This window comes from Bradyrhizobium ingae, assembly GCF_055791185.1.
The window spans coordinates 70,027-82,805 of the sequence record NZ_JBVUBB010000017.1 but is presented as its reverse complement, the minus strand read 5'-3'; the positions used below and the strand labels follow the sequence as shown (position 1 = coordinate 82,805).

At 63.9% G+C, this 12,779-nt stretch carries 12 protein-coding genes; 5 read left to right on the top strand and 7 right to left on the bottom strand.

Annotated elements, in window-relative coordinates:
• Nucleotides 1-39 precede the first annotated feature (39 nt).
• The 3 genes from ACV1FX_RS23425 to ACV1FX_RS23415 form a co-directional block, all read right to left on the bottom strand.
• Nucleotides 40-1,002 carry a sensor histidine kinase gene (locus ACV1FX_RS23425; RefSeq protein WP_473119928.1) on the bottom strand — a complete coding sequence of 321 codons (963 nt, stop codon included), beginning with the start codon at nt 1,000-1,002 and terminating at the stop codon, nt 40-42.
• A gap of 421 nt (nt 1,003-1,423) precedes the next feature.
• Nucleotides 1,424-2,800 carry a cytochrome P450 gene (locus tag ACV1FX_RS23420; protein WP_473119927.1) on the bottom strand — a complete coding sequence of 459 codons (1,377 nt, stop codon included), beginning with the start codon at nt 2,798-2,800 and terminating at the stop codon, nt 1,424-1,426.
• Between the two features lie 120 nt (nt 2,801-2,920).
• Nucleotides 2,921-4,162 carry an LLM class flavin-dependent oxidoreductase gene (locus tag ACV1FX_RS23415; RefSeq protein ID WP_473119926.1) on the bottom strand — a complete coding sequence of 414 codons (1,242 nt, stop codon included), beginning with the start codon at nt 4,160-4,162 and terminating at the stop codon, nt 2,921-2,923.
• Nucleotides 4,163-4,354: 192 nt separating this feature from the next.
• Between ACV1FX_RS23415 and ACV1FX_RS23410 the strand changes: the two genes are divergently transcribed.
• Together ACV1FX_RS23410 and ACV1FX_RS23405 are read left to right on the top strand one after the other, a co-directional pair.
• Nucleotides 4,355-4,699: a hypothetical protein gene (locus tag ACV1FX_RS23410; RefSeq protein WP_473119925.1), complete on the top strand. Its 345-nt coding sequence runs from the start codon at nt 4,355-4,357 to the stop codon at nt 4,697-4,699.
• Nucleotides 4,700-4,877: 178 nt separating this feature from the next.
• Nucleotides 4,878-6,074, top strand: a complete 1,197-nt coding sequence (locus ACV1FX_RS23405; protein ID WP_473119924.1) for an extracellular catalytic domain type 1 short-chain-length polyhydroxyalkanoate depolymerase — start codon at nt 4,878-4,880, stop codon at nt 6,072-6,074.
• Nucleotides 6,075-6,142: 68 nt separating this feature from the next.
• On the opposite strand, the gene ACV1FX_RS23400 is transcribed toward ACV1FX_RS23405, so the two are convergent.
• The gene (locus ACV1FX_RS23400; RefSeq protein WP_473119923.1) at nt 6,143-6,445 is read right to left on the bottom strand and encodes a hypothetical protein; all 303 of its coding nucleotides are present in this window, start codon (nt 6,443-6,445) and stop codon (nt 6,143-6,145) included.
• Between the two features lie 130 nt (nt 6,446-6,575).
• On the opposite strand from ACV1FX_RS23400, the gene ACV1FX_RS23395 reads away from it, so the two are divergent.
• The gene (locus tag ACV1FX_RS23395; RefSeq protein ID WP_473119922.1) at nt 6,576-6,941 is read left to right on the top strand and encodes a winged helix-turn-helix transcriptional regulator; all 366 of its coding nucleotides are present in this window, start codon (nt 6,576-6,578) and stop codon (nt 6,939-6,941) included.
• 12 nt (nt 6,942-6,953) lie between these two features.
• Here the strand turns inward: ACV1FX_RS23395 and ACV1FX_RS23390 are convergent, their stop codons facing one another.
• Nucleotides 6,954-7,628, bottom strand: a complete 675-nt coding sequence (locus tag ACV1FX_RS23390) for an MBL fold metallo-hydrolase (protein ID WP_473119921.1) — start codon at nt 7,626-7,628, stop codon at nt 6,954-6,956.
• A gap of 173 nt (nt 7,629-7,801) precedes the next feature.
• On the opposite strand from ACV1FX_RS23390, the gene ACV1FX_RS23385 reads away from it, so the two are divergent.
• Nucleotides 7,802-9,403: an alpha-amylase family glycosyl hydrolase gene (locus ACV1FX_RS23385; RefSeq protein ID WP_473119920.1), complete on the top strand. Its 1,602-nt coding sequence runs from the start codon at nt 7,802-7,804 to the stop codon at nt 9,401-9,403.
• A gap of 223 nt (nt 9,404-9,626) precedes the next feature.
• On the opposite strand, the gene ACV1FX_RS23380 is transcribed toward ACV1FX_RS23385, so the two are convergent.
• A complete protein-coding gene (locus tag ACV1FX_RS23380) occupies nt 9,627-11,327 on the bottom strand; it encodes an alpha-amylase family protein (protein WP_473119919.1) in 1,701 nt (566 codons plus the stop codon).
• Nucleotides 11,328-11,511: 184 nt separating this feature from the next.
• Between ACV1FX_RS23380 and ACV1FX_RS23375 the strand changes: the two genes are divergently transcribed.
• A complete protein-coding gene (locus ACV1FX_RS23375) occupies nt 11,512-12,003 on the top strand; it encodes an MmcB family DNA repair protein (protein WP_473119918.1) in 492 nt (163 codons plus the stop codon).
• Between the two features lie 181 nt (nt 12,004-12,184).
• Here the strand turns inward: ACV1FX_RS23375 and ACV1FX_RS23370 are convergent, their stop codons facing one another.
• Nucleotides 12,185-12,739: an ActR/PrrA/RegA family redox response regulator transcription factor gene (locus ACV1FX_RS23370; RefSeq protein ID WP_254101122.1), complete on the bottom strand. Its 555-nt coding sequence runs from the start codon at nt 12,737-12,739 to the stop codon at nt 12,185-12,187.
• Nucleotides 12,740-12,779: the final 40 nt, after the last annotated feature.

Genomic DNA, 12,779 nt, shown 5'->3' with positions numbered 1-12,779 from the left:
GGGATGCGCGCGGCCCGCTTTCGCGTTGCCGCCAAAGTGTCAGGATTTGGGAATGCGACATTGCATGATGCAATGAACGCCGCTCTTCAAGTATGAGATCTCGGTCTTGCCGTCGAAGGCGAGGAGTGCCGATTTCAACAATTTGGTGCCGAAGCCCGGCGCCGAGACCTTGTCGACGCTGGGTCCTTCGGTTTCGTCCCAGGTGATGGCGAGACGATCGTCGGAGACGTTCCAGGACACCTGCAGCAGACCGCGTGGCGCGGAAAAGGCGCCGTATTTGCTCGCATTGGTGGCGAGCTCATGAAACATCAGTGACAGCGTGACCGCGAGCTTGGCCGGCAGGTATAGCCGCTCGCCGTTCAGCGAGAAGCGCACATGGCCATAAGGGCCGAGCTCGGAGATCAGGAGGTCGCGGATGTCGCAGCCGGAATTGTCGACCCGCGCGATCAGATCGTCGGTCGCCGCCAGCGACCGCAGCCGCGGATCGACCCGGGCCCACACCTGCGGCTGGTCGTGCAGCACCTGGTGCAGCACCGCATGCACGGTCGAGAGCTTGTTCTTGAGCCGATGCTGCAATTCGTCGACCAGGAGCTTGCGATACTCCTCTTCCTCGATCAGGCGCTTGGAAATCCGCCGCTGCTCGATCAGGAGCGAGCGGTAGTGCTCGACGCCCCAGATCGTGAGCGCAGTGACGGCCCAGTACAGCACGAGCAGCACGAAGCGCGCGGTGTCGGCATGGGCGTCGCCGAAATTCAGGCTGACGCCGAGCACGCCGCCGATCAGCGCGGTGATGACACCGATGCGCAGGCCGCCGAACGCGGCTGCAAAGAACACGGCCGGAAAATATGGCGTGAAGAAGATGTCCGGCCGCACCTGGGCGAGGCCCCAGCGCACCAGCGTCGCAAGCGCGAGACAGATGGTCGCAAAGCCGATGCTGAGCGCGAGCGACGGCGGCGAGATGCCGAGCCAGCCTTTCCGGAATTCGTCGACCAGTTTCATCATCTGCCGTTCAACCGCAAAGCGAACGTGAAGGGGGGATGCAAATGAAGGCGATGCACAGGCCGCCTGCGCAAGCATAGCTTGCCTCGGCATTGGCGGGCGCGGATATTGGCCGTTGGAACGACGGCACCGCGTGGAGCCGGTCGAGTGGCCTCAAATCATTCGAAAACAGGAACATCCCATGGGCAGGCTGGAGCGACCAGTGGGAGTCTTTGTCGCTGAAGGTGCCAAAATTGTGATCGCGAGGCCGCGTATACCGGAAGGTGAGGCTGCCGGACGACAGCGAAGCAATCCGTAGGGTGAGCAAAGGCGCGCTCTTCGCGCACTGTGCCCACCATCCCACCACGATTGCGATCAAAGAGGTGGGCACGCTTCGCTTTGCCCAGCCTACGATCTCCTACGATCTCCTACGATCCCTGCGATCTCACGCCGCCTTTACCAGGACCCGCAATCCGTCGCGCGGCTTCGGGATCGGCCACATCTGCCAGTCCGGCTTGTAGCCGAGCTCCAGGGACACCTCGAGATTCTGCAGGAAGTGCCGGGCAAAGCATTTCGCCTGCATGTAGGCGAAGTGCAGGCCGAGGCACATATGCGCGCCGCCGCCAAAGGGTATCCACGCAAAGCGGTGGCGGTTGCGCTGCGCCTCCTCGGTGAAGCGGAAGGGATCGAACTGATCCGGCTTCGGCCAGATGTCGTTCATGTGATGAGTGTAGAGCGGATTGACACCGACCGCCGTGCCGGCCGGAATCGTAAAGCCCTTGAAGGTGAAGTCGCGCATCGCGCGGCGCGGCATCGAAGGCACCGGCGGCTTGATCCGCAGCGCCTCCTTGAACGCCATCTCCGACAGCGGCATCTTTTCGAGATCATCGAAGCTCGTCGGTGCGCCGGGCGGCAGCTCGAGCGCCATGACCTCGTTGCGCAGCCTGCTTTGCCAGTCCGGATGCGCCGCGAGCTCGCCGATGAAGGATGTCAGGGATGAGGTCAGCGTGTCATGCGCGGCCATCATCAGGAAGCTCATATGGTCGATGATGTCCTGTTCGGAAAGCAGTGCGCCATCCTCATGGGTGGCGTGGCAAAGCTGCGAGAACAGGTCCTCACCGCCCTGTTTCGCGCGGCGCAGCGGAATCTGCGCCTTGAAATAGGCGACGATGCGCTTGCGTCCGTTGACGCCGCGCGCCATCTGCGTGCCGGGCAGGGGGCGGCGGATCGGGGTGACGGCGGCCGCCACCATGTCGACGAAGGCGCGGTTGATCTCGTCGACCTCCGGCCCGATATCGGCGCCGAGGAACGAGGTCGCGGCGAGATCGAGCGTGAGCTGCTTCATCGCCGGATAAAGCAGCATCGCGCCCGGCTTCGTCTTCCACTGCGCCACCCGCGCCGCGATGCCCTTGTCGAGATCGGTGAGATAGGACTTCATCGGCCCGGACTTGAAGGCAACCGACAGCGCCTTGCGATGCAGCCGGTGCTCGTCGAAATCGAGCAGCATCAGGCCGCGCGGAAACAACAGGCCGAGCACCTTGTTCCAGCCATGGGTCGAGGAGAACAGCTTTTGCTGGTCGAACAGCACGAGCTCGTTCGCTTCCGGCCCGAGCAGCATCACATTGGTCTCGCCAAAAATATGGGTGCGATAGACCGGACCGTATTTCGCCCCGCATGCCTCGATGTGGCCCTTGGGATCCGCCAGCACCTGGAACGTCTTGCCGATGATCGGCCAGCCCTCGTCGCCCGGAATATGCTTGAGCTCGTTGCGCTTCGGCGCGGTCCAGCTGATCGCAGGCGAGGCCACACTCTGCATCGACATGGCGGGAGCTCCGGTTTTGACCGAACGGGATCACGCGACCACGCGCCCGGCTACGCGGTCAGCATAGCACAGTTGACGCGGAAACGATGTGACGGCGTTCGCAAGCAAATGCCGCGGACCCTAGGCCTGCCGTTTCGCCGCCTCCTTCTGCAAATCCGGCGCGTTGACGGCGGGTATTGCGACGCGGCCCGGGCCGGTCTGCTTCAAGGCCTCGGCGGCCTTCTCGTTCTCCATGATCTTGGCCATCACCGCCTGCCCCGCGCGTTCGAAGATCGCACGGTTCTCGATCACGAATTTTTGCGACCGGTGAAGTCCGTCGATGTAGCCGTTGATCTCGGGCACTACATAGCGCGCGACCATGTCCCAGCTCCGGCGCGTGGCCTCCGGATTGGCCCAGTCGTGCACGAAGCCGATGATGGCGCCGACGCCGCCGGACACTTCCATCACGTTCTTGATGGTTTTGACGAGATCATCGGGCGTGCCGATGGTGGAGGCCGCGCCGTCGACGAACGCGGTCTTGTCGACGGCTTCGTCGGGCGAGGAGAACGCGGTCAGGCCCGGCCTCTGCAACGTGCCGACATTATATTCGTTGTGCCAGCGCATCAGCCCGGCGCCGGCCTCGCGGCGCGCCTGCTCGCGCGTCTCGGCGATGTGCCAGGTCAGCAGCACGCGCCAGTCGGCGCGATTGACCTTGGTGCCGTGCTTTCTGGCGGCGTCCTCGGCGAACTCCCATTGCTGGCGCAGCGACATCAAACCCTGCGTCGTCATCGAGCCCAGCGAGATGATGCCGATGCCGTATTTGCCGGCGAGCGTCATGCCCGACGGCGAGATCTGCGAGGCCACCACGAACGGCATCTCCTCCTGGAGCGGTAGCAGCTGGAGCGCGGCGTCGTTCATCGTGAACCAGTCGCTCCTGGCGGTGACGCGCTCGCCGTTGAAGAGGCGGCGGATGATGGCGATCGCTTCGTCCTGGCGGTCGCGCTGTGTCATCGGGTCGATGCCGAGCGTGTGCGCGTCGGAGGCAAGCGCGCCGGGGCCGGAGCCGAAGATCGCGCGTCCGCCGGTCATGTGGTCGAGCTGCACCATGCGCTGCGCGACGTTGAAGGGATGGTGATAAGGCAGCGACACCACGCCGGTGCCGAGCCTGATGCGCTTGGTCCGTTCGCCGGCTGCGGCCAGGAACATCTCCGGCGAGGCGATCATCTCCCAGCCTGAGGAGTGGTGCTCGCCGCACCAGAACTCGTCATAGCCGAGTGCGTCGAGCTGCTCGACGAGGTCGAGATCGCGCCGGAACTGGAGCATCGGGTGCTCCCCGATCGGGTGATGCGGGGCAAGAAAGGCACCGAAATTCAGGCGCGCCATCGCGTTCTCTCCGGTTGAAGTTTCTGTTTGTTAGGTCCGGAAGGCTACGTGCTCGCGCATGCGAACGCAATCACACCGTCTCCCGCGCGGCGGAATGCAAGCCATGTGTCTTTCTTCTTCCTCTCTCCGCAAGCGGGGCAAGGTGAAGCGTGGCCGGATCCCACAAATCCTACCTCTGAGGTAATCGCTCCGATGCACACCATGGTGCTGATCGAGGGCTGCGCGCTTCAGATCGCAGGCCTAGCCGCGCCTGCGCCGCTCGCCATTTGCGTCGACGCGCCGACGCCAATCATGCTCGCGCTCACCATGATCGTCTTCGGTTACGGCCAGGGCTTCGTGATGGCGCCGCTCTCGGGGGCCGTGCTCTCGACGGTGAAGCCTGTCGCGGCAGGCTCGGCATCCGGCATGTACGGCACAACCATTCAGATCGGTAATGCGGCCGGTGTCGCTTCCATCGGTGCGCTCTATTTCGCCGTCGAATCGAGCACTCATCACGTGCAGCATTCTTCGTCGCACTCGCCTCGTTTACGACGTTAATCATGATCTGCGTCGCATTTCTGACATGGATGCGTCGTGCACATGCTCGAAGTTGAGGCATTTCGGGGAATCCCCGTGGATTCCCGGATGCCTGAACTCCACACACACTTTTTATTTTGCGCCGCAGCAACTATCTGTTCTGGGGTGACGTTGGAAGTCGCCCCATCAGGAGCTGTCGGTGTCGTTAACCAGGAATGTCGATCTCTTAAGACGTCTGCCAAAGCTGGACGGTCTGCGCTTTGCTGAAAGCTTGCGCGGCGCGGGCCAGCACAGCCCGCTGACGGAGATCACGGGATTCGGCTCTAATCCCGGAAATCTGCGCATGCTGGCGTACGTGCCGGCGCAATTGCAGCAACCGCGCGCGCTCGTCGTCGTGCTGCATGGCTGCGGCCAGACGGCGGCTGGTTACGATCTCGGCGCGGGATGGTCGACGCTTGCAAAGCATTACGGCTTCGCGCTCCTGATGCCGGAGCAGCAGCTCCTCAACAACGCCAACACCTGCTTCAACTGGTTCAATCCGGAAGACACGACGCGCGACAGCGGCGAGGCGAGCTCGATTCGCGAGGCGATCGCGCACATGGTCACGACTCACGGCATCGATGCGCGCCGAATCTTCGTCACCGGCCTCTCTGCCGGCGGCGGCATGACCTCGGTGATGCTCGCGACCTATCCCGAGGTTTTCGCGGCCGGCGCGGTCATTGCAGGACTGCCTTACGGCGTGGCGTCGAATCTGCGTCAGGCGCTGGATGGCATGTTTCACTCGCCCGAGCGCCCCGCTCGCGAGCTAGGCGATCTCGTGCGCAAGGCGTCCGACCATCGCGGTCCCTGGCCGAAGATTTCGGTCTGGCACGGCAGCGCCGATCGCACGGTCAATCCCGGCAATGCCGACGAGATCGTCAAGCAGTGGCTCGACCTGCACGACCTGCCGCTGACGCCAATGGCGGAGACCGTCGTCGACGGCTATCCGCGCCAGGCCTGGTGGAATGCGGACGGCGAGACCATCGTCGAATCCTTCGCCATCACCAACATGGCGCACGGCACGCCGCTCGGCGTCGCAGACAACGATCATCGCTACGGCATCGAAGGCGCCTTCCTGATCGAGGCCGGCATCTCCTCGTCGTACCACATCGCAAAATTCTTCGGCCTGACCGACTGGATCCGCAATGCCGAGCCGGCGAAGAAGCCGTCAGCGGCGGCGAAGCCGGCGCCGGCCCTGACGCCCGCGCCGCATCTTGCAAGGTCGATCCGCACCGCCGTCACCGAGCCGCAAGGCAAGGCCAAGCTCAAGGCCAAGCCCAGCAAGAAGGCCAGGCGTGGCCTCGACCTCAGCGCCGTCATCACCCGCGCACTGACGGCTGCAGGATTGATAAAGTAGATCCAATCCCAACTCGTCGTCCCGGGCTCGCGCTTTGCGCGCCCCGGGACGACGGGTCGAGTTACTGGCTACGCCGTCTGATCGATCAGCTCGATCGGCGTCGCCGTCACCTCGCCGCCGGCGACCTTTCGCACCATCTCGGTATAGTGCTTGAAGAAGTCGCGCGATTGCAGCGTCTTCTGCGCGGCATCGTCGGCAACGCTGGCAAGGTGGAAATAGCTGTCGTCGTCACGGTTCTTCATGCAGCGATAGCCGATCCGGCCCTTCAGCTCCGGATCCTCGTTGATCGCCTTGATGAAGCGGCCGATCTCCTGGTGCCAGGCCTCCGTCGCGCCGTTCCTCAGCTGGTATTTGATCATGAAGTGCTTCATGTGACGCTCCCTTCGTCTTGTGCGTCATCATCTGCGCCTTGGGAGCAGTCCTGCAAGTATGGACAAAATTGATAGTATGGACTTTTTTCGCAGCCTTCCTATCCTCCCGTGAGCGTAGGGAGGTGACGAGATGGCGAAAGCGGCATTGCGGAGCTGCCCGGTCGCAGCCTTTCAGAAGATGATCGCCGGTAAATACAAGCTCAGGATCGTGTGGGACCTGAAGGACGGCCCGCGCCGCTATGGCGAGATCAGGAGCGGTTTGCTGCGAGGAGCCGCGGGCAGCGCGGAGATCACCCCGCGCGTGCTGAGCCGCGAATTGAAGGCGCTCACCGAGAGCGGGCTGATCGACCGCCGGGATTTTGGCGTGGTGCCGCCCAAGGTCGAGTATCGCCTGACCCGCAAGGGCAAGAGCTTCGTGCCCGTGATATCCGCGATCCGCGACTGGGGCGAGCGGCACTTGAGCGAGCCCGCGGCGCTCGCAGATGCCGCGGAGTAGGACAGCCCGGATCTACAGCTCGCCGGTGATGAACGGGTTGGTCATCCGCTCATGGCCGATGCGCGAGCCGGCACCGTGGCCGCAGATGAAGCCGACATCATCGCCGAGCGGCAGGAGTTTCGTCTTGATCGAGTCGATCAGCGTTGCGTGACTGCCGCCGGGCAGGTCGGTGCGGCCGACCGAACCCGCGAACAGGACATCGCCGACATGGGCAAAGCGCAACTCCTTGTTGAAGAAGACGACGCTGCCGGGCGAGTGTCCCGGGCAGTGAAGGACGTCGAAGGAGAGGTCGCCGATCTCGACGGTGTCGCCTTCCTCAAGCCAGCGGTCCGGCGCGAAATTGCGCACGCCGGTCATGCCGAAGCGCGCGCCGCTCTCGACCACATTGTCGAGCAGGAACTTGTCGGCGACGTGCGGGCCTTCGATCGGCACCTTCAACGCATCGCGCAGGTCGGCGGCGCCGCCGACGTGATCGATATGGCCGTGCGTCAGCCAGATCTTCTCCACGGTCACGCCGGTCTGCTTGATCGCGTCCAGGATTTTTGGAACGTCCCCGCCGGGATCGATCACCACGGCCTTCTTGCTGGGCTCGTTCCAGATGATGGTGCAGTTCTGCTCGAACAGCGTCACGGGAACGATGATGGCGCCCGCTTTCGCCGCCTGCGATTGTTCGGTTTGCTCGGTCATGGCCTCACAATGCCGATTTTTGGCGGCCCGCCAAGCAAAAGATTCGACATCCCGGACGCCGGAACAGGCGCTTGCGCGGTCACACGACCGTCTCAAAGGCCTGCTGGTCTGAACCCCGGCGCAGCCTGCGCGTTGCTTGGCGCGAGGCAGATTTCGAAGGTGGCGATAGCGGCATGGCACAGGGCGACGAGAACTGGTGGCGCGACGGCATCTTCTATCAGATCTACCCGCGCTCCTTTCAGGACACCGATGGTGACGGGGTCGGCGATCTCGCCGGCATCCTCAAGCGCCTTCCTTACGTGAAATCGCTCGGCGTCGATGCCATCTGGCTGTCGCCGGTCTTCCGCTCGCCGATGGCCGACTTCGGCTACGACATCTCGGATTACACCGGCATCGATCCCCTGTTCGGCACCTTGGAGGATTTCGATGCGCTGCTTGAGGCCACGCATCAGAGCGGGTTGAAGCTGATCCTCGATCTCGTGCCGAACCACACCTCCGACCAGCATCCCTGGTTCATTGCCAGCCGCTCCTCGCGCGATAACCCCAAGCGCGACTGGTTCATCTGGCGCGATGGCGGGCCCGATGGTGGCCCGCCGAACAACTGGCTGTCCGAGTTCGGCGGCAGTGCCTGGGCCTATGACGAGCCGACCGGTCAATATTACTACCATGCCTTCCTCGATCGGCAGCCGGACCTCAACTGGCGCAATCCGCAGGTTCGCGCGGCGATGTATGACGTGATGCGCTTCTGGCTGGAGAAGGGCGTCGACGGCTTTCGCGTCGACGTCATCTGGCACCTGATCAAGGACGCGGACTTCCGCGACAACCCGCCGAACCCGTACTATGTCGAGGGCCGGCCGCCGAATGAAAAAATCCTCACGCAATATTCGACCGACCAGCCCGAGGTGCACGACGTGATCGCCGAGATGCGGCGCGTCACGGACGCCTTTGGCGCGCGCGTCCTGATCGGCGAAATCTACCTGCCGCTGCATCGCCTGATGGCCTATTACGGCAACGATCTCACCGGCGCGCAAATGCCGTTCAACTTCGCACTGCTCTCGACCTTCTGGAGCGCGCGCTCGATCGAGAAGATCATCGAGGATTACGAGAAGGCCTTGCCGAAGGGGGCCTGGCCGAACTGGGTGCTCGGCAATCACGACCGGCCGCGCGTCGCAAGCCGCGTCGGGGCGGAGCAGGCACGCGTCGCCGCCATGCTGCTGCTGACGCTGCGCGGCACGCCCACGCTCTACTATGGCGACGAGATCGGAATGAACCAGGTCGCGATCGCGCCCGAGGATGTCCGCGATCCCTTCGAGAAGAATGTGCCCGGCATCGGCGTCGGCCGCGACGGCTGCCGCACGCCGATGCAATGGGATTCCTCGAATTTTGGTGGCTTCTCGGAGGTCACGCCGTGGCTGCCGTTGCCGGAAATCCACGTTCATGAGAACGTGGTCGATCTCGACGCCGACAAGTTCTCGATCCTCAATCTCTACAAGCACCTGATTGCCTTGCGGAAGGCGCATCAGGCGCTGGTTGCGGGCGATTATCATCCGATCGCCGCGCAAGGCGATCTCCTGATCTATCGCCGGCAGGCCGGCGACGAAGCGCTGGTCGTGGTGCTCAATCTCGGCCCCGACCCGGTCGCCGTCACCACCAGCGCGGTGCCGTTCGGCAGCGAGATCCTGCTCTCGACCTTCCTCGACCGCGAGAATGAGGAGCTCGAGGGCGTGCTGGACCTGCGCGGCAACGAAGGTGTGGTGATTGGGCCGGTGCGATGATTTTGTCGTCCCGGGCTGCGCGAGCCTGGAATGATGGATGGAGACAATGCAGCGTTAACGGTCGTCGTCCCGGACAAGCATAGCGAATCGGAGCGCAGATCCGGGACCCATAAACACAGGGAGGAGTTGCGGCGCGAAGCCGGTAACCCCGAGTCTTCGCCAAACTGCTCCCTGTGGTAATGGGCCGGCCTTCGCCGGGACGACACTTGGGGAGAGACCTTACCTACGCCCCATGCCTACTTTTCCGCATCGCCTTGGTGTCGATCTCGCTCCGCTTCAGGAGATAATCGAGCCCGCCGACGCGGTACCAGCGATAGCCGTAGGGCTCGAGCACGACGCGGTGCTGGCCGCGCTTGTCGGCGCGGCTGTGATCTTCCGCCAGGAGATTGATCAGCAGGCCGCCATGGCCCGCCGGCAGCTTCGTCGAGAACGCGATCTCGCGTGGCTTTTCGTCGAGATTGTGCACGAACAGCACTGAATTGTTGCGCCAGTCATAGCGGATGATGAAGACCGCCGGGTCGTGCACGGCGATGACCTCAAAGTCGCCCCAGCCGACCTCCGGCACCTCCTTGCGCATGCGGATGATGCGCTCGGTCCAGTTCAGCATCGAGTTCGGATCGCGCCGCTGCTTGGCGACGTTGACGTGCTCGAAGCCATACGGTCCCTTGTCGATGACCGGCGAGACCGGCTTGTTGCTGTCGGTAAAGCCGGCATGCGGCTCGGTCGACCATTGCATCGGCGTGCGCGCGCAGGAGCGTTCGGGCAGCGACAGGTCGTCGCCCATCGCGATCTCGTCGCCATAGCGGATCACCGGCGTCCCGGGCAGCGTGCACATCAGGCTGTAGGCGAGCTCGAGCCGGCGCCGGTCGCCGCCGAGCATCGGCGCGAGGCGACGGCGGATGCCGCGATCGTAGAGCTGCATGTCCTTGCTTGGCCCGAAGCATCTGAACACGAGGTCGCGCTGGGCCTTGGTCAGGCGTCCGAGATCGAGCTCGTCATGGTTGCGCAAGAACATGCCCCATTGGGCGGAGGCCGGCCGCGGCTTGGTCGCCTTCAGCGCCTTGGCGAGCGCGCGCGAGTCGGCCGAGGCCAGCGCATAGAACAGGTGCTGGTTGACGTGGAAGTTGAACATCATGTGCATGCGGTCGCCGTCGCTGCCGAAATACTCCATGTCGGTCTTTGGCAGCACGTTGGCTTCCGCAAGGATGATCGCGTCACCCTCGCGCCATTGCAGGAATTCGCGGAACGAGCGCAGCATGTCGTACTGCTCCGTCGGCGTCCTGACCTTCGGCCCTTTGGTCGCGATCACGAACGGCACGGCGTCCATCCGGAAGCCGGAGACGCCGAGCTGGATCCAGAAGCCCATGATCTTGAGAAGCTCCGCCTGGACGCGCGGGTTCGAGGTGTTGAGATCGGGCTGGAAATCGTAGAAGCGGTGGAAGTACCAGGCGCCCGCTTCCTTGTCGCGCGTCCATGTCGATTTCTGCACGCCGGGAAACACCACGCCCTTGGCTGCGTTCGCGGGCTTCTTGTCGGACCACACATACCAGTCGCGATGGGGCGAGTCCTTCGAGCCGCGCGCGTGCTTGAACCAGGGATGCTGGTCGGAGGTATGGTTGACGACGAGATCGATGATGACGCGGATGCCGCGCTGCTTGCAGCCATGAGTGAACTCGACGAAGTCGCCGAGCGTGCCGTAGCGCGGATCGACACCGTAATAGTCCGATATGTCGTAGCCGTCGTCGCGGTGAGGCGAGGGCTGAAACGGCATCAGCCAGATCGCGGTGATGCCGAGGCCGTGCAGATAATCGAGCCGCCGCAACAACCCCTTGAAGTCGCCGACGCCGTCGCCGTTGGCATCCATGTAGGTGGCAACGGACAGGCAGTAGATGACGCCGTTCTTGTACCAGAGGTCGTCGATCATGTCGGGGCAGCCTCGCTGGTCCGCACGGCGGTGAGTGGCTGCGTGATAAGTGTTGGGCAAAGATGAGGTTCCCACCTCACACTCAGTGTCGTCCCGGCGAAGGCCGGGACGACACTGAGAATAGGCTACAGCCCGTCTCCATCCTACAGTGTGCGCAGCAACTGGAATCGGTTAGACTTGCCCCATGGACAACACCGCCCGCCACATTGCGCTCGTGCCGCCGACCGACGGCCGCCAGTCCGAGACTGCGCTTGCTGTCGCGCGCGGCACGGCGCGGCTGTTGCGCTCGCTCGGCTTCTCCTGCATCAGCGAACTGCCGCTGCCGTCGGGCCGCCGCGCCGATCTCGTCGCGCTGAATGAACGCGGCGAGATCTGGATCGTCGAGATCAAGTCATCGGTCGAGGATCTGCGCGCCGACCAGAAATGGCACGAGTACCGCGCCCATTGCGACCGGCTGTTCTTCGCCTTCACGCAGGATCTGCCTTGCGAGATCTTCCCGCAAGACACCGGCCTGATCATCGCGGATGCCTATGGCGCGCATCTCGCCTGCGAGGCGCCCGAGCACAAGCTGCCGGCGCCGACGCGCAAGCAGATGACGCTGCGCTTCGCCATGGCGGCCGCGCTCCGGATCAACCGCCTGGTCGATCCGCAGGGCCATGCCGAGTCTTGGGAGTAGGGTAGGAGCGAATCTGTTTCTCCGTCATCCTGAGGTGCGAGCCTTGCGGCGCAATTGCGCCGCTGGGCGAGCCTCGAAGGATGAACGGCCGCGATGCAGCCGGGCCGTCGCCCTTCGAGGCTCGCCTTGCTTTGCAAGGCGAGCGCCTCAGGGTGACGGTGAGAGAATGCTGAGTGCGGAACTACCGCGGCGCGCGCTTGGCCAGGATGCGCTGCAAGGTTCGGCGGTGCATGTTGAGGCGGCGGGCGGTTTCCGAGACATTGCGGTTGCACATCTCGTAGATGCGCTGGATGTGCTCCCAGCGCACGCGGTCGGCCGACATCGGATTCGCCGGCAGCTCGGACTTTTCAGTGCCGGTCGAAAGCAGGGCGGCGACGACGTCGTCGGCGTCGGCCGGCTTCGAGAGATAGTCGATCGCGCCCATCTTCACCGCGGTCACGGCGGTTGCGATGTTGCCATAGCCGGTGAGCACGATGGCGCGCGCGTCGGGGCGCTTCTTCTTCAGCGCCGAGACCACATCGAGGCCGTTGCCGTCGCCGAGCCGCAAGTCGACGACCGCGAACGCCGGCGCGGCCTTGCCGATCTCGGCCAATCCGTCCGAGACGGTATCGCAGGAGGTCACCGTGAAGCCGCGCGTCTCCATGGCGCGCGACAGGCGCTCCAGGAACGGCTTGTCGTCCTCGACGATCAAGAGCGAGCGGTCGGCCTGTTCATTCAGTTCGGCGATGGCGTTCAAGGTTTCGTCCTCTCTCCAACGCTAGAGCATGATCCGGACC